The sequence below is a fragment of the Sanguibacter sp. TS_SC_8 genome (genome assembly GCF_055361235.1).
Map to the genome: position 1 here is coordinate 658,048 of NZ_CM143955.1, position 20,678 is coordinate 678,725.

17 protein-coding genes are annotated in these 20,678 nt (G+C 70.5%); 9 read left to right on the plus strand and 8 right to left on the minus strand.

The genetic code is table 11. The annotated features are described in order from the left end of the window. The first annotated feature begins 101 nt into the window (after positions 1-101). The 3 genes from ACWA15_RS02865 to ACWA15_RS02875 are packed head-to-tail and all read left to right on the plus strand — an operon-like array spanning position 102 to position 3,366. Complete coding sequence (locus tag ACWA15_RS02865; protein ID WP_464059391.1) at positions 102-1,214, plus strand: acyl-CoA dehydrogenase family protein; 1,113 nt, start codon at positions 102-104, stop codon at positions 1,212-1,214. Next, on the plus strand, positions 1,211-2,635 hold the full coding sequence (locus ACWA15_RS02870; RefSeq protein WP_464057955.1) for a PIG-L family deacetylase: 1,425 nt from the start codon (positions 1,211-1,213) through the stop codon (positions 2,633-2,635). The genes ACWA15_RS02865 and ACWA15_RS02870 overlap by 4 nt, the downstream gene beginning before the upstream one ends. Further along, positions 2,632-3,366: a glycosyltransferase gene (locus ACWA15_RS02875; protein WP_464057956.1), complete on the plus strand. Its 735-nt coding sequence runs from the start codon at positions 2,632-2,634 to the stop codon at positions 3,364-3,366. Before ACWA15_RS02870 ends, ACWA15_RS02875 begins: the two co-directional genes overlap by 4 nt. 20 nt (positions 3,367-3,386) lie before the next feature. On the opposite strand, the gene ACWA15_RS02880 is transcribed toward ACWA15_RS02875, so the two are convergent. The 4 genes from ACWA15_RS02880 to ACWA15_RS02895 all read right to left on the minus strand — a co-directional run bounded on the left by ACWA15_RS02880 (position 3,387) and on the right by ACWA15_RS02895 (position 8,855). Then, on the minus strand, positions 3,387-5,441 hold the full coding sequence (locus ACWA15_RS02880) for a beta-galactosidase (RefSeq protein ID WP_464057957.1): 2,055 nt from the start codon (positions 5,439-5,441) through the stop codon (positions 3,387-3,389). Between the two features lie 64 nt (positions 5,442-5,505). Then, positions 5,506-6,861, minus strand: a complete 1,356-nt coding sequence (locus ACWA15_RS02885; RefSeq protein ID WP_464057958.1) for an ABC transporter substrate-binding protein — start codon at positions 6,859-6,861, stop codon at positions 5,506-5,508. Positions 6,862-6,948: 87 nt separating this feature from the next. Beyond that, a complete protein-coding gene (locus tag ACWA15_RS02890) occupies positions 6,949-7,893 on the minus strand; it encodes a carbohydrate ABC transporter permease (protein ID WP_464057959.1) in 945 nt (314 codons plus the stop codon). After that, positions 7,890-8,855 (minus strand): carbohydrate ABC transporter permease, encoded by a 966-nt coding sequence (locus tag ACWA15_RS02895; protein ID WP_464057960.1) that lies wholly within the window; start codon positions 8,853-8,855, stop codon positions 7,890-7,892. Before ACWA15_RS02895 ends, ACWA15_RS02890 begins: the two co-directional genes overlap by 4 nt. 276 nt (positions 8,856-9,131) lie before the next feature. Between ACWA15_RS02895 and ACWA15_RS02900 the strand changes: the two genes are divergently transcribed. Continuing rightward, positions 9,132-10,226, plus strand: a complete 1,095-nt coding sequence (locus tag ACWA15_RS02900) for a LacI family DNA-binding transcriptional regulator (protein ID WP_464057961.1) — start codon at positions 9,132-9,134, stop codon at positions 10,224-10,226. A 158-nt stretch (positions 10,227-10,384) separates the two neighbouring features. On the opposite strand, the gene ACWA15_RS02905 is transcribed toward ACWA15_RS02900, so the two are convergent. From ACWA15_RS02905 to ACWA15_RS02920, 4 genes are read right to left on the minus strand one after another with little or no spacing between them, the layout of a single operon-like run. Continuing rightward, on the minus strand, positions 10,385-12,457 hold the full coding sequence (locus tag ACWA15_RS02905; protein WP_464057962.1) for a beta-galactosidase: 2,073 nt from the start codon (positions 12,455-12,457) through the stop codon (positions 10,385-10,387). Between the two features lie 57 nt (positions 12,458-12,514). Then, entirely contained in the window at positions 12,515-13,555 is a 1,041-nt protein-coding gene (locus tag ACWA15_RS02910; protein ID WP_464057963.1) for a LacI family DNA-binding transcriptional regulator, read from the minus strand. A gap of 22 nt (positions 13,556-13,577) precedes the next feature. Next, positions 13,578-14,819, minus strand: a complete 1,242-nt coding sequence (nhaA, locus tag ACWA15_RS02915) for a Na+/H+ antiporter NhaA (protein ID WP_464057964.1) — start codon at positions 14,817-14,819, stop codon at positions 13,578-13,580. 59 nt (positions 14,820-14,878) lie between these two features. Continuing rightward, positions 14,879-15,835 (minus strand): DUF4862 family protein, encoded by a 957-nt coding sequence (locus ACWA15_RS02920; RefSeq protein ID WP_464057965.1) that lies wholly within the window; start codon positions 15,833-15,835, stop codon positions 14,879-14,881. Between the two features lie 196 nt (positions 15,836-16,031). On the opposite strand from ACWA15_RS02920, the gene ACWA15_RS02925 reads away from it, so the two are divergent. The 5 genes from ACWA15_RS02925 (at position 16,032) to ACWA15_RS02945 (ending at position 20,678) form a co-directional block, all read left to right on the plus strand. After that, positions 16,032-17,072: a TRAP transporter substrate-binding protein gene (locus tag ACWA15_RS02925; protein ID WP_464057966.1), complete on the plus strand. Its 1,041-nt coding sequence runs from the start codon at positions 16,032-16,034 to the stop codon at positions 17,070-17,072. A gap of 30 nt (positions 17,073-17,102) precedes the next feature. Beyond that, on the plus strand, positions 17,103-17,609 hold the full coding sequence (locus ACWA15_RS02930; RefSeq protein WP_464057967.1) for a TRAP transporter small permease: 507 nt from the start codon (positions 17,103-17,105) through the stop codon (positions 17,607-17,609). 13 nt (positions 17,610-17,622) lie between these two features. Further along, a complete protein-coding gene (locus ACWA15_RS02935; RefSeq protein WP_464057968.1) occupies positions 17,623-18,933 on the plus strand; it encodes a TRAP transporter large permease in 1,311 nt (436 codons plus the stop codon). A gap of 64 nt (positions 18,934-18,997) precedes the next feature. Beyond that, the gene (gene kduI / locus ACWA15_RS02940) at positions 18,998-19,837 is read left to right on the plus strand and encodes a 5-dehydro-4-deoxy-D-glucuronate isomerase (protein ID WP_464057969.1); all 840 of its coding nucleotides are present in this window, start codon (positions 18,998-19,000) and stop codon (positions 19,835-19,837) included. 34 nt (positions 19,838-19,871) lie between these two features. After that, positions 19,872-20,678 (plus strand): IclR family transcriptional regulator, encoded by an 807-nt coding sequence (locus tag ACWA15_RS02945; protein ID WP_464057970.1) that lies wholly within the window; start codon positions 19,872-19,874, stop codon positions 20,676-20,678.

The following is a 20,678-nucleotide window of genomic DNA, read 5'->3' on the forward strand; positions in this document are numbered from 1 at the left end:
AACCTGTCATCTAGTGTCTTCGCTCAGTGACGCGAGTGCGTGACAGTGCGTCCACACGTGGACCGCACGTGATCAGACGTGGACGACGAAGGAGACCCGTGATGGTGCTGGACGGTGACACCCGGGAGGGTGAGCTGCTCGATCGGCTTCCCCCGGCGCCGGGAGCCGGCGACGGGCTGGGTGCGGTCCTGGACTGGGTGGTCGAGGTGGGCCGCGTCGCACCGACGCCCGGCACCGGCCGGACCGAGGAGCTGTGGAACCTGCTGGCCGGCACTGCCGCCGTCGACGTGACCGTCGCGCGCGTGCTCGAGCCGCACCTGGACGCGCTGTCGATCCTGGCCGAGGCCGCCGACACCGCCGCTGTCGACCCCGCCGGCGGTGACGTGGACCTGGCGGCGATCGACGCCGATCCCAGCAGCGGGAGCACCACCTGGGGAGTCTTCGCGGCCGAGGGGCCGGGCGTGCGCCTCGAGGCGCACGAGTCCGCCGGGCGGTGGCGCCTCGACGGCATCAAGCCGTGGTGCTCCTTGGCGCAGCGGCTCAGCCATGCGCTCGTGACGGCATGGACGCCAGAGGGCCGGCGCCTGTTCGCGGTCGACCTGCGCTCGACCGGGGTGCTGCCCGACGACGGCCCGTGGGCGGCGCGCGGCCTGCGCGACGTGGTCAGCGCGCCGGTCCGCTTCGAGGACGCGGTCGCCGTCCCGGTGGGTCCGGCCGGGTGGTACCTCACCCGCCCGGGGTTCGCCTGGGGCGGGATCGGGGTCGCGGCGTGCTGGTGGGGCGGGGCGCTCGGGGTCGGGCGGGACATGCTCGACGCCGCCCAGGCGCGCGAGAACGACCAGATCGGGCTGGCGCACCTGGGCGCGGTGGACGCCTCCCTGAATGCTGCGCGAGCGGTGCTGCGCGAGGCCGCCACGCTCGTCGACGACGCTCCGCGCTGGCTCGATCCGGCGATCCTCGCCCGGCAGTGCCGTCAGGTGGCTGCCCGGTGCGTCGAGGAGGTCCTCGAGCGGTCCGCCCACGCCCGGGGCCCTGCGCCTCTCGCGCTGGACGAGACCCACGCGCGCCGGGTCGCCGACCTCGCCCTCTACGTCCGCCAGCACCACGCCGAGCGCGACGACGCCTCGCTCGGCCGGGACCTCCTGGCCCGGGCGGCCCACTTCGCCACGACCCACCCCACCTCCCCTGTGCGTCTCGACGGTGCACCGTGGTGACCTTCGACCACCGCGACGCAGGAACGCCCGAGGCGGCGTGGGCCGACTCGGAGGTTCTGGGTGGGCGGTGCGCGCTCGACGACACCGCGATCACCGCCCTGCTCGTGGTGGCGGCCCATCCCGACGACGAGACGCTCGGGGCGGCCGGCCTGGTCGCGCGCTGCGCGGCCCGGGGGACCCCGGTCACGATCCTCGTCCTCACCGACGGCGAGGCGTCCCACCCGCAGTCGCCGACCTGGCGCCCGGACGACCTCGCGACCCTGCGCCGGGCCGAGCTCGTCACCGCGGTCGGGAGGGTCGCCCCCCGTGCCGAGGTGCAGTTCCTGGCCCTCGGGGACGGCGGGCTGCGCGAGCAGGCTGACGTCGTGCGCCGGCGGGTCGAGGAGGTGGTCGAGGCGTCCGAGCTGCCGATCACCCTCGTCGCCCCATGGACCGGTGACGGTCATCGTGACCACCGCGTGGCCGGTGAGTGTGCCCGTCAGGTCGCCGCCAGCCACGGACTGGACCTGCTCGAGTACCCGGTGTGGTTCTGGCACTGGGGTGCTCCCGGTGCGACCGCCGCTGAGACCGCCGAGGACCTGCCCTGGTCGCAGGTGCAGCGGGTCGAGCTGAGCGCGCAGGAACAGCACGCGAAGGCGTGGGCGCTCGCAGCGCACACGAGCCAGACCGAGCCGTTGTCCCCGGCACCGGGCGACGAGGTGATGCTCGGCGAGCACGTGCTCGCCCACTTCGAGCGCACCTTCGAGACCTTCGTCGTCACGCCCCGCCCGGCGGCCGGCTCCGTCTCCCCCCGCCCGGCGGCCGGCGCCGTCGAGCAGCCCGGCGGGTCCCTGGACGCCGCGTTCTTCGACGACTTCTACGCCGGACGCACCGACCCGTGGGGATTCCAGACCCGCTGGTACGAGGAACGCAAGCGGGCGATCACGCTCGCGTCGCTGCCGCGGCGCCGGTTCGTGTCGGGGCTGGAGGTCGGCTGCTCGATCGGGGTGCTGACCGCCGCCCTGGCCGAGCGGTGCGACCGCGTGCTCGGCATCGACATCTCGGCGGCGCCCCTCGCCCAGGCCCGCAGCCGCACCCCGGCGACCGTGACCCTCACCCAGCTGGCCACCCCTCAGGAGTGGCCCGAGGGAGCCTTCGACCTCATCGTGCTCTCTGAGGTCGGCTACTACTGCTCAGCCGCCGACCTCGACCTCATGCTCACCAAGGTGATCGGCTCGCTCACGCCCGACGGCGTGGTCCTGGCCTGCCACTGGCGTCACCCGGTCGTGGAGCACCCGCTGGGCGGCGACGAGGTCCACGCCGAGCTCGCCGCCCGCACCGAGCTCGCCCGGACCGTGCGCCACGAGGAGGAGGACTTCCTGCTCGAGGTCTACTCCCGGCCACCGGCCCGGTCGGTGGCCGTCGAGGCGGGACTGGCATGAGCGCGGTCGAGGCGGTGGCCGTCGTCGTCCCGGTGCACGACGAGGAGGACCTCCTGCCGCGCTGCCTGGCGGCGCTCACGGCGGCTGTCTCGGCGGCGGTCTCTGCGGCGCAGACGGGCGCCGGCAGACAGCCCCCGGCGCCCAGGGTGGTCGTCGTGGTGGTGCTCGACGCGTGCTCCGACGGCTCGGAGCGGATCGCCCGGGCGCACCCGGTCACCGTCGTGCAGACCGCCCTCGCCCAGGTGGGGGCCGCTCGCGCGGCGGGGGTGGAGGCGGCGCTCGCAGCGCTGCGGTGGTCTCCGGACCGGCTGGACCGGGTGTGGATCGCGAGCACCGACGCGGACTCGGCGGTCCCGGAGAACTGGTTGACCGAGCAGCTGCGCCTGGCCGAGCGGGGCACCGACCTCATGATCGGCACCGTCCGTCCCGATCCGCGCGACCTCGACGACGCCCAGCGTGCCGCCTGGTCGGCCCGGCACGTCCCGGGACGGGCGAACGGTCACGTGCACGGCGCCAACCTCGGCATCCGGGCGAGCGTGTACCTCGCCGCCGGCGGGTACCCCGCCCTCCCCGAGCACGAGGACGTCGCGCTCGTCGAGAACGCCAGGCGCGCCGGGGCCCGGGTCCGGGCGACCGACGCGTGCTGGGTGCTGACGTCGGGCCGCACGGTCGGGCGCACCCCGGGGGGATACGCCCGATACCTTCGCGAGGACCTCGTCCCGAGCAGCTGAGCGGCGTGGTCGGGCGGCTCTCAGGCGGTGGTGCGGCGCAGCACCGCGACACCGGCTGCCTCGACCGTGACCGTCCCGGTGTGGACCGCACCGGTGAGGAGATCGGTTCCTGACGCCTCCACGACCACCTCCGCATCGGTGTGGTTGAGCACGAAGAGGAACTCTGCGCCCTCGGTCGTCCGGCGCACCACGAGCTCGACCCCGGCGGGCGCGGCGGCCAGCGGCGCGACGTCGGCTTCGGCGAGCAGCGCGGCCACGAAGGCTGCGCGGGCGTCGTCGGACAGGTCGGTGGCGACGTACCAGGCCGCGCCGTCCCCGCGGGCGGCGCGGGTGATCGCGGGCCAGCCCGCGCTCGGTCCGGACGCGAACCTCGCCTGCGCGACGGCGTCGGTCACCCCGACCGGCTCCGACCAGCCCGAGCCCGTGGGCTCCGCGCCGAGCAGCGGTGACTCGAGGGAGACGGTGTCGCCGGGCAGGACCGGGGCGAACTCCTCCACCCGGACCCCGAGCAGGTCGCGGAAGGCGCCCGGGTAGCCGCCGAGACGGATGTGGTCGTCGCCGTCGGCGATACCCGAGAAGTACGTGATGACCACCGTTCCGCCGGCCTCGGTGAAGGCTGCCAGCCGGGCCACGAGCGCGTCGTCGGCCAGGTACAGGTGCGGCACGACGACGAGGCGGTAGCCGGTCAGGTCCGCGTGGGCGGGCAGCACGGCGGTGCCGACCTGCGCCCGCCACAGCGAGCGGTACCAGGCCAGCACCCGGGTCCGGTAGCGGAACGCATTGGAGGGGTGGGAGTCGATCTCGCTCGCCCACCAGGACTCCCAGTCGAAGAGCACCGCGGCCTGGGCCGCGACCGAGGACCCGGCGATCTCACCGAGGGCGACGAGGTCCGCGCCGAGCCCGACGACGGAGCGCCACAGCACCGAGTCGGTCCCGGCGTGGGGGACCATCGCGGAGTGGAACTTCTCTGCGCCGGCCTGGGACTGGCGCCACTGGAAGAAGCACACCGCGTCGGCGCCGTGGGCGACGTGGCTCAGGGAGTTGCGACGCAGCTGCCCGGGGCGCTTGGCGAGGTTGACGTGCTGCCAGTTCACCGCGGACGTCGAGTGCTCCATGAGCATCCACGGCTCGCCACCGGCGATGCCGTGGGTGAAGTCGGCGGAGAAGGCCAGCTCGATCTCGGAGTGCGGGTCGGCGACGGTGAGGTAGTGGTCGTTGGAGACCAGGTCGACGTCACCCGCCCAGGTGGGGTAGTCCATGTTCTTGGTGTCGCCCATGACCATGAAGTTCGTGGTGACCGGCACGTCGGGGGTGATCCGGGTGAGGATCTCGCGCTCGGCGCGCAGCTGCTCGCGGAGCTGGTGGGAGCTGAACCGGGCGAAGTCGAGCTGCTGGGTCGGGTTGACGAAGGCGGTCGAGCGGCGCGGGGGCAGAATCTGGTTCCACCCGGTGTAGCGCTGCGACCAGAAGTCCGTGCCCCACGCGCGGTTGAGCTCGTCGAGCGTGCCGTAGCGGGCCTCGAGCCAGCCGCGGAAGGCGACCGCGGCGACGTCGGAGTAGTCGAGGGCGTTGTGGCAGCCGAGCTCGTTGGACACGTGCCACATGGCGAGCGCCGGGTGGTCGCCGTAGCGCAGGGCCATCTGCTCGACGAGGGCGAGGGAGTGCTCGCGGTAGACCGGCGAGCTGGGGCTCCAGGACTGGCGGGAGCCGTGGAAGAGGGTGTGACCGTCCACGTCGACCGGGAGCATCTCGGGGTGCGCGGTGGTCAGCCAGGGTGGCGGGCTCGCCGTCGCGGTCGCGAGGTCCACGGCGATGCCGTGGCTGTGCAGGATCTCCAGCACGTCGTCGAGCCAGGCGAAGTCCCACCGGTCGGGGGCCGGCTGCAGCCGGGCCCAGGAGAAGATCGCGATGCTCACGAGGTTGACCCCGGCCTCGTTCATGAGGCGGGCGTCCTCGAGCCAGACCTCGCGGGGCCACTGCTCGGGGTTGTAGTCGCCGCCGTAGGCGAGCGGGCCGCGGGGGGTGGGCGCGGCGTCGGCCAGGGGGTGGGGCCAGCGGATCCAGCGGGAAGCCATGTGATCACTCCTGTGGACGGGAGGTGGGGCCGGGCGCGTGCGCGCCCGGCCCCGGGGAGGGGAGCTACTCGACGGTGAAGCCCTGGCCGGAGCCGTAGGAGATGATCTCCTGCTGCCACGTGGCCAGGCCGTCGGCGAGGGCGGTCTTGCCGCTCAGCGCCTGTCCGGCGGTGTCACCGAAGACCGAGTTCGCGTACACCTGGAAGGGCAGGTACTGCCATCCGGAGGAGACGGACATGGACGACTCCACGAACACCTCGTTGGTCTTCTGGTTGCCGAAGAACGGGTCCTCGGTGGCCAGGAAGGCCTCGTCCTCCATGATCGCGGTGGTGGCCGGGAAGAGACCCGCCTCGGACTGGGAGAGCACCGACGCGGGATCGGTGGTCAGCCAGCGGGAGAAGGCGAGTGCCGCGGCCTTGTTCTCGCTCTGCTCGAGGACCGAGAGGCCGGATCCGCCGTTCTCGGCGTTCATCGGGGTGCCCTCCTCATAGGTGGGCATCGCCGCTGCGCGCCACAGCCCCTCGGTGGTGGGGACGTTGCTGCGGATGGATCCGGGAGCCCAGGCCCCGGTCAGCCACATGGCGTACTTGTTGTCGGCGAAGGACCGCCAGAACGCGTCGTTCCAGCCCGGCGCCACGTCGACCAGGTCCTCCTGGATGAGGGTGTCGAAGAGCGCGGTCCACTGCGTGGTGCCCTCGTCGGTGAAGTCCACGCCGACGTTCGTGCCCTCGACGCTGAACGGACGTCCACCCGCCTGCCAGATGAGGGAGTCGACGCCGCCCGCGTCGCCCGGGTCGATCGAGGTGATGAAGTTGGCGGGGTTGTCGGCCTTGATGGCGCGGGCCACCTCGGTGAACTGGTCCCACGTGGTGGGGACCTCGAGGCCGAGGCGCTCGAGGATGTCCGTGCGGTAGAACATGACCATGGGGCCGGTGTCCTGGGGGAAGCCGTACTGCGCGCCGCTGACCGTGACCTGGTCCCAGGCGGAGCCGGTGTAGTCGGACTCGAGGTCCTCCAGGCCCACGTCGGTGAGGTTGACGACGGACTCGCTCAGCGCGAACTGCGGCAGGGCGAAGTACTCGATCTGCGCGACGTCGGGCGCCCCCGTCCCGGCTTTCACCGCGTTCTGGAGCTTGGTGTACTGGTCAGCCGACTGACCGGCGTTGGTCACGTTGACCTTGATGTTGGGGTACTCCGCCTCGAAGAGGTCGACGGTCTGCTGGATGTCGGGCACCCAGGTCCAGTACTCGAGCGTCACCTCCTCCGTCGCGGTGAGCGCGGCGTCGAGGTCGGCCGCGGTCACCTCGACATCGCCGGACCCTCCGTCGTCGTCTCCACCACAAGCCGCGAGGCCGAGGGTCAGCGCCAGGGCGGCGGTGATCCCCGCTCCGCGCAGGAAGCGGGTCTTGGTGTTCATCATGATTCTCCTTGGGGACTGCGTTGTCTGCGCCGGCTGGACGCGGGAGGGGGTGGTGATGGGGACTGCGTGACGGCTGCTGCGTGAGGGCTACTGCTTGACGGCTCCGGCGGCGAGACCGGACTGCCAGAACCTCTGCAGGAAGAGGAAGACGAGGACCAGCGGGATGATCGCGACGAGCGACCCTGCGAGGACGAGGTTGTAGACGGGGTCACCCTGCCCGGACGACCCGGCCTGGGCGTTCCACTGGTTGAGGCCGACCGTGAGCGGGTAGAGCTTCGGGTCGGACAGCATGATCAGGGGCAGGAAGTAGTTGTTCCACGTGGCCACGACCGTGAAGAGCAGGACCGTGACGAACCCTGGGGTGAGCAGGCGCGCCGAGACGGTGAGGAAGGTCCGCAGCTCGCCGGCGCCGTCGAGGCGGGCGGCCTCGAGGAGGGAGTCGGGCACGGAGTCCTGGGAGTACACGTACATGAGGTACAGGCCGAAGGGGCTCGCGAGCGAGGGGATGATGACGGCCCAGACGGTGTTGGTCAGGCCGAGCTGGGAGAACATGAGGAAGGTCGGCACGGCGAGGGCGGTCATCGGCACGGTCATCGCACCGATGACGATCGCGAAGGCGGCGCGCCGGCCTGGGAAGTTGTACTTCGCGAGGCCGTAGCCGCCCAGGGTGGCCAGCACCGTCGCCCCGATGCCGCCGACGGCGGAGTAGAGGACCGTGTTGACCAGCCAGCGCGGGTACACCGAGTTCTGGTAGGTGAACAGCGCCTGGATGTTGTCCCACAGGGCGAAGTCGTCGGCGAACCACAGGCCGAAGGAGCTGAACAGCCCACCGTTGGTCTTGGTCGAGTTGATGACCAGCCACACGAGCGGGAGCAGCACGTAGAGGAACATCGCCACCATGATCACGGTGAGGCTGATCGAGGGCTTGGCCCGGGGGACGGTCGAGCGGCGTCGTCCACGCCCGACGGAGCCCTTGCGCGGGGGCGACGGCGGGGCGACGGCGGGGGCGGAGGGTGTTGCTTCGGCGGTCATGAGTTCTTCCCTGCCTTGTCGGCGCGGTTGCCCACCCGCTGGGCGCCGTAGGCGACGAGCACGGTGACGAGCCCGACGAGGATCGCGACGGCGGCGGCGTAGTTGTACTGCTGGCCGTTGAAGGCGAGGTTGTAGGCGTACATGTTCGGGGTGTAGTACGTGGTGAGCTCGGTGGGTGCGAGGGGCTGGAGCACGTTGGGCTCGTTGAAGAGCTGGAAGCTGCCGATGATCGAGAAGGTCACGGTGAGCAGCAGCGCCGGGCGCAGCGCGGGCAGCTTGATCGACCACGCCGTGCGCATCGAGCCGGCCCCGTCGATCTCGGCGGCCTCGTAGAGCTCGGTCGGGATCACCCGCAGCGCGGAGTACAGGATGAGCATGTTGTACCCGACGAAGGACCACGTGACGATGTTGCCGATCGCGGGCAGCAACCAGAAACCGGAGAGCAGGTCCGGGGGAGCGGCTCCGAAGAACTCGAAGACCTGGCCGACCAGCCCGAAGTCCTTGCCGTAGATGTAGCCCCACATGAGGGCAGCCACGACGGAGGGCACCGCGTAGGGCAGGAAGAGCGCGATCCGGTACCCGCTGGATCCGCGCAGCCGCCCGGAGTCGATCGCGAGGGCCGCGAACAGCGCCAGGCCGATCATGATGGGCATCTGCACCGCGAGGAAGAGGAGCACCCGGCCCAGGCCGGCGTGCAGCAGCGGGTCGACGATCGCCTTGGTGTAGTTCGCCACGCCGGAGAAGAAGTTCCCCCCGATGAGCCGGTCCTGGAAGAAGGACAGATACATGGCGTAGCACAGCGGGGCGACGATCGCGAAGAAGAAGACTGCGAGGAACGGGGCGACGAACCCGGCTCCGGCCCAGTCCTGGGGCTTGTAGCGGGTCCGGGTCCGGCGCCGCGAGCGCGCGGAGCCGGCCGGGTCGGGTGGCGCTGAGGCCAGGTGCTCAGGTGCGGACGTCATCGTCTCTCGTCTTCCGGTCGGCAGTCAGGTTCAGCGCTGCGTCCCTGGTAGGGGCCGCAAGCCGCGTCGCCGTGTTTGCGCAAACATCGTTGTCTTTCGACGAGCATCACACTCGGGGAGGGTTCTGGTCAACCGGAGGGGGTTGCAGAACAATAACGGCGAGATTCGGCGCAATTCTCGAACCGGGGTGGACGGGGTGCTGCCGCGCGCTCGCTATGATTGCGCAAACAGTCGATCGCGTCCTGCACTCCTGAGGACGTGTGGGAAGGTATGACGATGTCAGGCGAACGCACAGACGAGACGGACCAGGGCACGCGCCCGTCCGCGCGCCGCCGCGCGCCGTCCATGGTCGACGTCGCGAAGATCGCCGGGGTCTCGGCCCAGACGGTGTCCAGGGTCGCCAACGGCCGCACGAACGTCGATCAGGACACCCGCACCAAGGTGCTCAAGGCGATGGGGGTGGTCGGGTACCAGCCCAACGGTGCCGCGAGGGCGCTGGCGACCGGGCGCTTCGGTGCCTTCGGGGTGATCTCCTTCTCCGTCGCGCGGATCGGGGATGCGCGCACCATCGAAGCGATCGCGGTGGCCTCCCGCGCGGCCGGCTACTCGATCAACCTCATGACCCTCGAGCGTCCCACCATCGGTGGGATCAGCGCCGCGATCGCCAACCTCGCCGGCCAGAACGTCGACGGGCTCGTCATCATCCAGGCCGAGATCCTTGACGTCCCGTCGCTGGTCATCGCCCCGAACCTGCCGGTGGTCATCACCGACACCTACCCTTCGATCCACCCCGACTACCCGATCGTGGACACCGACCAGGAGGACGGCGTGCGCCGCGCCGTCGAGTACCTGCTGACGATGGGGCACCGCACGGTGTGGCACCTGGCCGGTCCGACGACGTCGAGCGCGGCCCAGGAGCGCCTGCGCGCCTGGGAGCAGGTGCTGCGCAAGGCGGGCGTCGAGCTGCGTCCGGTGCACCGCGGGGACTGGACGGCAGCCTCCGGCTACCGGATCGGTCAGCAGTTGGCCGACGTGCCGCGCTCCGAGCTCACCGCGCTGTTCTGCGCGAACGACCAGATGGCCCTGGGCGTCATGCGGGCCTTCCACGAACGCGGCATCCGGATCCCTCAGGACGTGTCGATCGTGGGCTTCGACGACATCGACGAGGCGGAGTACGTGTGGCCGCCGCTCACCACCATCCGCCAGCGCTTCGAGGAGCTCGGAGCGCTCTGCGTGCAGACCCTCCTCGAGCAGATCGCGGCCGGCGTGCGCGCCGTCGACCAGGTCCGGGTGGTCCCGGTCGACCTCGTCGTCCGAGACAGCTCCGGAGTCCCCCCGCCGACCTCGGTGGCCCGGCCGCCGACCTCGTGAGCCGGCCGCCGAGCTCGTGAAACAGTCGCCGAACTCGTGAGCGTGGGGGGTCTTGGGCGCCGAGGCGACCGTGGCTCACGAGTTCGGCGGGCCGTTCACGAGGTCGGCGGACCGGACCGGCGGACGAGACGGGCCAAGACGGGCCGGCCCCGGGGTGGTCAGGACTCCTGGACGACGGCGACCGCGCCGGCGGGGACCGTCAGGTCGCCGGTCACCGTGGACCCGGTGAGCAGCTCGCGGCCGGAGGCCTTGACGCTCACGGTGTCACCGGTGTGGTTGATGACGAACAGGAAGCTGGCGCCGTCGCCGTGGCGACGGACCACCTCGACGCCTGCGGGGACCTCGACCTCCCCGGTCAGCCCGGCGTCTGCCAGCACCGCCTCGACGAGGGCGGCGGTTCCGGCCTCCTCCAGGCGGGTCGCGGCGTACCAGGCCGCGCCGGAGCCGACGGCGTTGCGGGTGACGGCGGGCAGCCCGGCGAGCGCGCCGTCGTCGTACACGGCGACCGCCTGCGCGCCGGCCAGGTGCGTCTTCTCGGTCCACAGGTCCGCCGCGAAGCTCCCCGCGAGGGGTCCCGCCCCGGAGACGGTCACCGTCTCGTCGGCCTGGAGGGTGTAGAACTCTTCGGTCCGCACCCCCAGCAGGTCCCGGAACGCGCCGGGGTAGCCGCCCAGGCGCACGTGGTCGTCGGGGGTGACGATCCCGGAGAAGTAGGTGACCAGGACCGTCCCCCCACGCTGCGCCACCGCGGCGATGTTGGCGGCGTCGGCGTCGCTGACCAGGTACAGCGTGGGCACGATGACGAGGTCGTAGCCGTCCAGGTCCGCCCCGGGGTGCACGACGTCGGTGCTCACCCCGCGCAGCCAGAGCTGCTTGTAGTGGGCCAGGGCCTGGTCGAGGTAGCGCAGCGACTGGGTCGGGTGGGAGTCGAGCTCGCTCGCCCACCAGGCCTCGTAGTCCATGACGAGCGCGACGCGAGAGCGCACCGTCGAGCCCTGGACCGGGGCGAGGTCCTTGAGCGCCTGGCCCAGGGAGACGGTGTTGGTCCACACGTCGGACTGGCGGCCGGCGTGCGGGACCATCGCCGAGTGGAACTTCTCCGCGCCGGCCTGGGACTGGCGCCACTGGAAGAACATGACGGCGTCCGCGCCGCGGGCCACGTGGGCGAGGGAGTTGCGGAGCATCTCCCCGGGCGCCTTGGTCCGGTTGCGCGGCTGCCAGTTCACCGCCGAGGTGGAGTGCTCCATGAGGATCCATGGCTGCCCGCCGGCGATCCCCCGGGTGAGGTCGGCCGAGAAGGCGAGCTCGATGTGGCGGTCGGGGCTGTCGGCGCTGGTGTAGTGGTCGTTGGAGATGACGTCGAGGTCACCGGCCCAGTCGAAGTAGTCCATGCCCTTCGTGCCCGAGGACGCCATGAAGTTGGTCGTGATCGGCACGGACGGGGTGATCGCGCGCAGCGTCTCGCGCAGGTCCTGGTAGTAGCCCAAGAGCGCGCGGGAGCTGAACCGGTCGAAGTCGAGCTGCTGGGTGGGGTTGGCGTAGGTGGGCGCGGACCGCGGGGGGAGCACGTCCTCGAAGGCGCTGTACCGCTGGGACCAGAACGCCGTCCCCCAGGCCGTGTTGAGCGCGTCGATCGACCCGTAGCGCTCGGCGAGCCAGGAGCGGAAGGCGCTCGCCGCGGCGTCGGAGTAGTCCCGTGGCACGTGGCAGCCGATCTCGTTGTCGACGTGCCACAGCGCGAGCGCCGGGTGGTCCTTGTACCGCTCGGCCATGACGGTGGCCATCGTGAGCGCGTACTCGCGGAACAGCGGGTGGGTCACCGCGTAGGACTGGCGCCCGCCCTGGCCCAGCACGGTCCCGTCGGCGAGCTGGGGGAGGATCTCGGGGTGGCGCGCGGTCAGCCACGGCGGCGGGCTCGCGGTCGCGGTGGCCAGGGCCACCCGGATGCCCGCGGCGTGCAGCCGGTCCATCATCTCGTCGAGCCAGTCGAAGTCGTACTCGCCCTCGGCGGGCTCGAGCGTGGCCCAGGCGAAGATCGCGACCGAGACGATGCTGACGCCTGCCTCGATCATCATCTCGACGTCTTCGAGCCGGGTGGCCTGGGGCCACTGCTCGGGGTTGTAGTCGCCGCCGTAGCCGAGGCCGCTCAGGCCGGTCGGCCAGCCGGGGACGCCGCCCGGGGAGGTGGTCGCGAGGGTGTTGACGGACGGGTTCACATCGGTGGGAGCCATGCCGGTAAGCGTATTCCAGCCGTGCGGGAAACCCAAGCCCCGAGGACCCTGCGGGGATCAGTACCGGCGCGGCGTGGAGTCGCGCAGGATGACCTCGCCGTCGACCGGCACGATCCGCGGCGTGTCCCGGGCCGGGGACAGCGCGAGCTCGGTGACGAGCGCGCCGATGTCGGCGAGCGGCAGCCGGATCGTGGTGAGCGAGGGGGTGATGTCCCGCAGCGTGATGATGTCGTCAAATCCGGCGATGCCGACGTCGTCGGGCACGCGGAGCCCGGCTGCGCGTGCGGCCGCCATCGCGCCGACCGCCATGACGTCGTTCACCGCGAACACCGCCTCGACCGTACCGACCCCACCGGCCCCGACCAGCCCGCGCGAGATGAGCTCGTTCATGCCGTCGAAGCCGCCGTCGCGGGTGAACGGGCAGTGGACCACGTGCGCCTCGTCCAACCCGACGCCGTGGGCGGCGAGCCCGTCCCGGAAACCGGTGAACCGGGCCCGGGCGGTGAGGTGCCCCTCGGGTCCGGCGAGGACCGCGAAGCGGCGGTAGCCGAGCTCGTGCAGCTGGTCCGCGAGCTCGCTCGTGGCGGCCTCATTCTCGATGGTCACCGTGTCCACCCCCAGCAGCGCCTGCCCGACGGCGGCCACTCCGCCGCCGTGCGAGCGGTACTCCGCGAGGGCCTCGGTCAGCGCGCTGTTGGCATCGGCGTCGTCGCTGCGCCCACCGGCGACGATGATCGCCCGGGCGCGCTGGCGCTGCATGAGGTCGACGAAGGCCAGCTCGCGCTCGGCGTCGCGGTCGGTGCTCGCGAGGGTGACCATGAGCCCGGCGCGCTCGGCGGCCGCGGTCACCCCGGAGACGATCGTGGAGAAGTACGGGTCGGCGATGTCGTGGACGACCAGGCCGAGCGCGGTCGTCCGTCCCCGGGCCATGGCCTGGGCGTTGGCGTCGGGGGAGTACCGCAGCTGGGCAGCCGCGGCGAGCACCTTCTCGCGCAGCTCGGGTCGGACGGTGCGGTTCGTGCTCCCGTTGATCGCGCGGCTGGCGGTCGCCAACGACACACCAGCCGCGCGGGCGACGTCGCTCAGGGTGACGGTCATAGGGCACATCCTAGGGGTGGCGCTACGCGGTGACATCCACGAGCGTCGACCGGTGGACCCTGCTCCGCCACGTCAGGAGCGTCCCGCCGACCGCCGCGGCGGTGACCGACCCGACCAGGACGGCCGCCTTGACCGCCTCGCTGTTGACTGTCCCGGCGTCGAAGGAGAGCTCCCCGATGAGGAGGGAGACGGTGAAGCCGACGCCGCCCACGCACGCGACGGCCAGCATGTCGAGCCATCGCAGGGAGGAGTCGAGGGACGCCTTCGTGAACGACACGAGCAGCCACGTCGCCAGGAGGATGCCGGCGGGCTTGCCGACGACGAGGCCGAGGAAGACGCCCTGTGCGGTCGGGTTGCTCGCGGCGTCGGCGAGCGCCGACGGGCTCATGACGACCCCGGCGGCGAAGAGGGCGAAGACCGGCACGGCGAACCCCGCGGACACGGGACGCCAGATGTGCTCGTAGCGCTCGGCGATGCTCTGCCGCTCACCGGTGCGTGCGAGCGCCGGGACGGCGAAGCCGAGGAGCACCCCGGCGATCGTGGCGTGGATCCCCGAGGCGTGCATGAAGCCCCAGGCCGCGACGGCGAGCGGGACGAGCAGCCACGGCGAGCCGCCACCGAGGCGTCGGGCGACGAGGCCGAAGACGACGATCGTGCCCAGTGCGGCGGCCAGCCACGCCAGGCTCGTTCCAGCCGTGTAGAAGATCGCGATGACGACGATCCCCAGGAGATCGTCGACCACCGCGAGGGTGAGGAGGAACGCGCGCAGCGCGGTCGGCAGCCCCTTGCCGAACACCGTGAGGACGGCGACGGCGAAGGCGATGTCCGTCGCGACGGGCACCGCCCAGCCGTTCGCGTCGCCCTGTGAGCTGAGGGTGTTGAGGACCGTGTAGAGGAGTGCTGGGACGGCCATGCCGCCGACTGCCGCGAGGATCGGGACGATCGCGGTCGCCGGGCGACGGAGCTCGCCGTCGACCATCTCCCGCTTGAGCTCCAGGCCGACGACGAAGAAGAAGATCGCCAGCAGACCGTCGGTCGCCCACTGCGCGACCGTGAGGTCGAGGTGCAGCGCCGACGGCCCGAAGCTCACTGCGCTGAGGTCGCGGTACGCCTCGCTCCAGGGCGAGTTCGCCCAGACGAGCGCCACCACCGCCCCCACGAGCAGCAGGATCGCCCCCGTGTTCTCGGCACGGAGGGTGTCCGTGAAGTTTCGGAGCCCACCGGGGGTGAGCGGACCGAAGAAGGTGCGTTCCTGCTTGCTCATGGTCGTCCTTGACGTGAGGTGAGGGTGGCGCTCGTCGTCGGGGCGCCGGGAGGGGTGGGTCAGGCGATCGTCTCGTAGCCGGCGTTGATGAGGGCGATCGAGGCCTTCGCGACGGCGAGGCGGGTCGCGAGGTCGGCGTCGTCGGGGCGGACCGCCACCTTGAGGCCGATCCGCGGGACGTCGCCGGCGACGCGGAGCGTCTCGGCGATCTCGGTCGCCCCGAGGAGGGACGCCGAGGAGATCGCGAGCGCGGGGTCGTCGCCGCGCAGCGGGATGTGCGTGTCGGCCCAGGCGGGTGCCCAGGGAGTCTCTTCGCCGGTCGCACCGGAGAACACGAGGGCCCGCAGGAGCCCGGCCTCGGCGACGGCCTGGACGTGCTCGACCGCGGTCGCGGTGCTGCGCCCCTCGATGACCGAACGGCCCCAGTTGACGCTCATGCCGAAGACGTCGGGGGCCAGGCCCACGGAGCGGACCGCGGTGATCTCGTCCTCGAGGCTCCAGAATCCCTTGGCCGCGGGGCGTCCTTCGACGGCGGCGTCGCAGTGCTCGAGGAGGATCTCGGCGCCGGCGACGTCCCAGCTGAGGATCTCCTCGATGGAGCGGGCGAGAGCGTCCGCGGAGCCGCCGCGGGGGCCGGGTGCGCTGTGCAGCTCGATCGCGACGACGCGGCGGTGGCCGTGCGTCTCGGCGAGGCTGACGGCGAGGTCGCGGGCCCGGGCGATGTCCGCCAGGGCGCGTGCCCGCGACGACTCGTCGGTCGAGGACAGGCCGTAGGCCGGGTCGGTCGAGAGGCGGACCATCATCGACGGGACGAGCGTGACCATGAGGTCCCAGCCGGGCTGGACGTTGCGCTCGACCCATCCGGGCTCGAGGCTACGGGTGCCCTCGACGGGCATGGCGTACTCGAGGCCGGCGATGTCGAGGCTGGTCAGCCCTGCGAAGAAGGCTTCCTCCCCGGCGGCGTCGGCGGGGGCCATCATGTAGCCCGCGAGCAGAATTCCTGGGTTCTTGGACAAGAGATCCTCCGTCTGTGTGCGTCGTTGCACGTCTGAGCCGTGGGTATCTGTGCTTGACGTGTGCCCCGAGTGTAGCTACCTTTTCCACAGGACGGAACCGAGTTCCATCTTGAACGTCGGTGGGACGCAGGGGTCCCGAGCCGTCGCGACACCACCCCAGAGCTCACTGACGTGGGCTGACGAAGGAGTCATTCACATGAAGCGGAACACAGTTGTTTCGATCACGGCCATCATCGGTGTTGCAGCCCTCGCCCTCACCGGGTGCAGCGCTGGCAGCGGAGCACCGGCCGCCGGAGGCGGCTCGAGCAACTCGGGCGCCGAGGCTGACACGGTCTTCAAGCTCGCGTTCAACCAGCAGGTGAACCACCCCCAGTACATCGCCCTCGACGCGATGGGCGACCGCATCAAGGAGCGCACCGACGGCGCCTACGACGTCGAGGTGTTCCCCAACGAGACCCTCGGCGCCCAGAAGGAGACCATCGAGCTCGTCCAGGCCGGTGCCCTCGAGTTCGCCATGGTCGCCAGCCCGCTCATGGAGAACTACAACCCCGACTTCGTCGTGTTCAACCTGCCGTTCACGTTCGACTCCCAGGAGCACCAGAGCACGACGGCGAACGACCCCGAGATCGTCTCTGAGCTGTACTCCTCCCTCGACGACCAGAACCTCCACGTCCTCGCCGCGTTCCACGGCGGCGTGCGCTCGATGTACAACTCCATCAAGCCGATCAACACCCCCGAGGACATGGTGGGGATGAAGATCCGCGTCATCGAGTCGGACACGAACATCGAGATGATGAGCCTCATGGGCGCCAGCGGCACCCCGATGGGCATGGGCGAGGTCTACACGGCGATGCAGTCCGGTGTGCTCGACGGCGCCGAGAACAACGAGCTCACCTACGCCAACGCCAAGCACTCCGAGGTGGCGCAGTACTTCAGCTACACCAAGCACCTCATGCTCCCCGACTACCTCATCACCAACCCCGCGGTCATGGCTGGTCTCCCGGACGACATCCGCACCATCTTCGAAGAGGAGATCGCCATCACGATCGGCGAAGAGGCCGCGTTGTGGAAGACGGAGATCACCGTCGCCAAGGAGGCCGCCGAGGCAGCCGGTGCCAAGTTCAACGAGGTCGACGCCGAGGCGTTCGCGACCGTCATCGCACCGCTCACCGAGAGCAAGCTCAACAACGAGTTCGTCCGGGGCATCCACGAGAAGGTGCGGGCGGCGGCCGAGTAGGTCGACCGGCCCCACAGGAGACAACCCGACATGACCACCGTGAAGAACGGCATCGACAAAGTCTTGACATGGGTGTGCGTGGTGCTGTTCGCAGCACTCGTCCTCGACGTCATGTGGCAGGTCATCACCCGACAGATCCTCAACAACCCGAGCGCCTGGTCCGAGGAGCTCGCCAAGTACCTGTTCATCTGGCTCGGCCTCTTCGGGGCGGCGCTCGTCTTCGGGGAGCGCGGCCACGTGGCCGTCGACCTCCTCGTCCAGCGCTCACCCCGCAAGGTCCAGCTCGTCCTCATGGTCCTCGTGCAGCTCTCCATCCTCGCCTTCGCGATCCTCGTCCTCGTCTGGGGTGGGTACCGCGTCTCGAGCCTCGCCTGGGACCAGAACCTCACCGGGCTCCCCGTCAACGTGGGCTGGCTCTACACGGCGCTGCCGATCTCCGGCGTGCTGATCGTCCTGTACACCCTCTACCACCTCGTGCGGATCGTCACGGGCGCCGAGGCGCCCATCGAACCTGACGCCGAGCTCGACCTCTCGTAAGGAGGACTGCACCATGGATCCAGCATCACTGGCAGGGCTCATCCTTGTCATCGGCATCGCCGTCCTCCTTGTCATCGGGGCGCCCATCAGCGTGGCCGTCGGGCTCTCGAGCGTCCTCGCGATGTTCGTCATCCTCGGCGTCGAGAACGGTGTCCTCACCGCCGCTCAGCAGATGTTCCGAGGGATCAACTCCTTCGCCCTCCTGGCCATACCCTTCTTCGTCCTGGCGGGCGTGATCATGAACCACGGCGGGATAGCCCTGCGGCTCGTCAACGCCGCCAAGGTCCTCGTCGGCCGGGTTCCCGGTTCTCTCGCCCAGACGAACGTCGCGGCCAACGCCCTCTTCGGCGCAGTGTCCGGTTCCGCGATCGCCGCAGCGTCCGCGGTCGGGTCGACGATCGGCCCGCTGCAGGCCAAGGAGAAGTACGACAAGGCCTTCGCGGCCGCCACGAACGTCGCCTCGGCGCCCTCGGGCATGCTCATCCCGCCGAGCAACCTCATGATCGTCTACGCACTCGTCTCGAGCTCGTCGATCGCGGCACTCTTCGTCGCCGGGTACATCCCGGGCCTGCTCTGGGCCGGGGCGTGCATGGTCGTCGTCTGGCTCTACGCGCGCAAGCGCCCTGAGCTCAAGGTGACGGAACGAGTGAGCTTCGCCGAAGGTGCGCGCACCGTCCTCGTCGCAGTCCCCGCGCTCTTCCTCATCGTCGTCGTCATCGGCGGGATCCTTCTCGGCTTCTTCACCGCGACCGAGGCAGCCGTCATCGCGGTCGCCTACTCGCTCGTCCTGTCGTTCATCTACAAGACGGTGCGTGTGCGTCAGCTGCCGGCGATCCTCATGGACGCGGCACGCACCACCGCCGTGGTCATGTTCCTCGTCGGCGTCTCCACGATCATGGGCTTCGTCCTGTCGTTCGCGAAGATCCCGGCGCTCGTCTCGGACCTCATGTTCGGTGTGAGCGACAACCCGGTGATCCTTCTCATCCTCATCGCCGTCGTGCTTCTCCTTGTCGGCTGCTTCATGGATGCGACCCCGGCCGTGCTCATCTTCACGCCGATCTTCCTGCCCATCGTCACGAGCTTCGGGGTGGACCCGGTCCACTTCGGCATCATCATGATCTTCAACCTCTGCATCGGCACCATCACGCCGCCGGTCGGCACCGTGCTCTTCGTCGGAGCGAAGATCGCCGGTGTCGGCATCGAACCCGTCGTCCGACGGCTCATGCCGTTCTTCGCCGCCCTCGTCGTCGTGCTCTTCGTCGTGATCTTCACCCCGAGCCTCTCGCTCTGGCTGCCGACCCAGCTCGACCTCCTCACCCCGTAGCAGGTCCGGGGCGCCTGACCACGGCGCCCCGGCCTGCACCCCCGCCACACCTGAAAGGCTCATCATGGATCTGCGCTACGCCACCAGCCCCGAGCACGTCCCGGGCATGGACACAGCGGAGCTGCGTCGCCGGTATCTCGTCAGCGACCTCTTCGTCTCCGACGAGGTGACCGCGGTCTACACCCACCACGACCGCGTCGTCCTCGTGGGCATCGTCCCCGTCACCGCCACGCTGCGTCTCGAGACCTTCCCCGAGATCGCCAGCACCGTCTTCTTCGAGCACCGTGAGGCCGGCATCGTCAACGTGGGTGGCACCGGCACGGTGACCGTCGACGGCTCGGCGTACTCGCTCGAGCACGGCGCGTGCCTCTACGTCGGGCGCGGCGCGGTCGATGTGACCTTCGAGTCCGCCGACGCCGCGGGCGACGCCGGACCCGCGCGGTTCTACGTCTTCTCCGCACCGGCGCACACCGCCTACCCGACGACGCTCGTCGCGCCCGGGGCCGGTACGGTCCGCGAGCTCGGCGACCAGCTGACGTCCAACCGGCGCACCCTCAACCAGTACATCCACGAGAACGGCGTGAAGAGCTGCCAGGTCGTCATGGGCGTCACCACGCTCCACCCGGGCAGCATGTGGAACACCCTGCCGGCGCACACCCACGACCGCCGGATGGAGGCCTACCTGTACTTCGACCTCCCGGCCGAGGCCCGCGTGGTGCACCTCCTCGGAGAGCCCACCGAGACGCGCCACCTCGTCGTCGCCAACGAGGAGGCGGTCATCTCACCGAGCTGGTCCGTCCACTCCGGTGTCGGTTCGGCGAGCTATTCGTTCGTTTGGGCCATGGCCGGGGAGAATCAGTCTTTCGACGACATGGATGGCTTCGCCATCGCAGACATGCGCTGACCGACGACGGTCCGCGCGGAACGGGACACCCACCATGACCACGCGGACGAGCGGCACATCCGAGGTTGGCACAAGGACGATCGGTCGAGTCGACGGGACGGCGAGCGCGAGCGAGAAGACGCTGCTCGTCCTGGAGGCGGCGTTCACGCACTCACGGTTCACGGACATCGTCGAGGCCACCGGCCTGGCGAAGGCCACGACCCATCGCATCCTCGCGACCCTGCTCGAGCGGCGCTTCGTCGCCCTCGACAAGGACGGTGCCTACCTGCCAGGACCGAAGATCCTGTCGCTGGCCGGCCGGGCGCTCGAGCGGATCGACGTCTCGGCGATCGCCCAGCCGTTCGTCGACGCCCTCGTCGAGAAGGTGCACTGCACCGTTCACGTCGGGGTCGCCAACGGCGACGAGATCCTCTACCTCGTGAGAACCGACTCGGACAAGCCGTACCGGATGCCGTCCCGGGTCGGGCACTCGATCCCCATGCACTCCTCGGGGATCGGCAAGGCGATCCTCGCGTCGTACTCCGACGACGAGCTGGAGCGCTTCGTCGCCCGGGTCGGGCTGCCGGGCCGCACGGACCGCACGATCACGACGATCGAGGCGCTCCGTGCGGAGATCGCCGTCGTGCGCCGGACCGGGTACGCGCTCGACCTCCAGGAGAACGTCCCGGGGGTGGTGTGCGTCGCGGCGCCGGTCCGGGACCACACCGGCTCCGTCCGGTACGGAGTCTCCATCTCCACCATCACCCTCGAGCACACCGAGGAACAGATCGAAGCGATGTCCCCAGACGCGATCGCCACGGCGGACGCGATCTCCGAAGCACTCGGGTACAACCCGCACTGA

Bases quoted from the DNA above. Each gene is read 5' to 3' on its own strand.
- ACWA15_RS02865 (WP_464059391.1), top strand. From the start codon at position 102: ATGGTGCTGGACGGTGACACCCGGGAGGGTGAGCTGCTCGATCGGCTT.
- kduI (WP_464057969.1), top strand. From the start codon at position 18,998: ATGGATCTGCGCTACGCCACCAGCCCCGAGCACGTCCCGGGCATGGAC.
- ACWA15_RS02930 (WP_464057967.1), top strand. From the start codon at position 17,103: ATGACCACCGTGAAGAACGGCATCGACAAAGTCTTGACATGGGTGTGC.
- nhaA (WP_464057964.1), bottom strand. From the start codon at position 14,819: ATGAGCAAGCAGGAACGCACCTTCTTCGGTCCGCTCACCCCCGGTGGG.
- ACWA15_RS02925 (WP_464057966.1), top strand. From the start codon at position 16,032: ATGAAGCGGAACACAGTTGTTTCGATCACGGCCATCATCGGTGTTGCA.
- ACWA15_RS02880 (WP_464057957.1), bottom strand. From the start codon at position 5,441: ATGGCTTCCCGCTGGATCCGCTGGCCCCACCCCCTGGCCGACGCCGCG.
- ACWA15_RS02900 (WP_464057961.1), top strand. From the start codon at position 9,132: ATGTCAGGCGAACGCACAGACGAGACGGACCAGGGCACGCGCCCGTCC.
- ACWA15_RS02905 (WP_464057962.1), bottom strand. From the start codon at position 12,457: ATGGCTCCCACCGATGTGAACCCGTCCGTCAACACCCTCGCGACCACC.
- ACWA15_RS02935 (WP_464057968.1), top strand. From the start codon at position 17,623: ATGGATCCAGCATCACTGGCAGGGCTCATCCTTGTCATCGGCATCGCC.
- ACWA15_RS02910 (WP_464057963.1), bottom strand. From the start codon at position 13,555: ATGACCGTCACCCTGAGCGACGTCGCCCGCGCGGCTGGTGTGTCGTTG.
- ACWA15_RS02885 (WP_464057958.1), bottom strand. From the start codon at position 6,861: ATGATGAACACCAAGACCCGCTTCCTGCGCGGAGCGGGGATCACCGCC.
- ACWA15_RS02895 (WP_464057960.1), bottom strand. From the start codon at position 8,855: ATGACGTCCGCACCTGAGCACCTGGCCTCAGCGCCACCCGACCCGGCC.
- ACWA15_RS02875 (WP_464057956.1), top strand. From the start codon at position 2,632: ATGAGCGCGGTCGAGGCGGTGGCCGTCGTCGTCCCGGTGCACGACGAG.
- ACWA15_RS02890 (WP_464057959.1), bottom strand. From the start codon at position 7,893: ATGACCGCCGAAGCAACACCCTCCGCCCCCGCCGTCGCCCCGCCGTCG.
- ACWA15_RS02945 (WP_464057970.1), top strand. From the start codon at position 19,872: ATGACCACGCGGACGAGCGGCACATCCGAGGTTGGCACAAGGACGATC.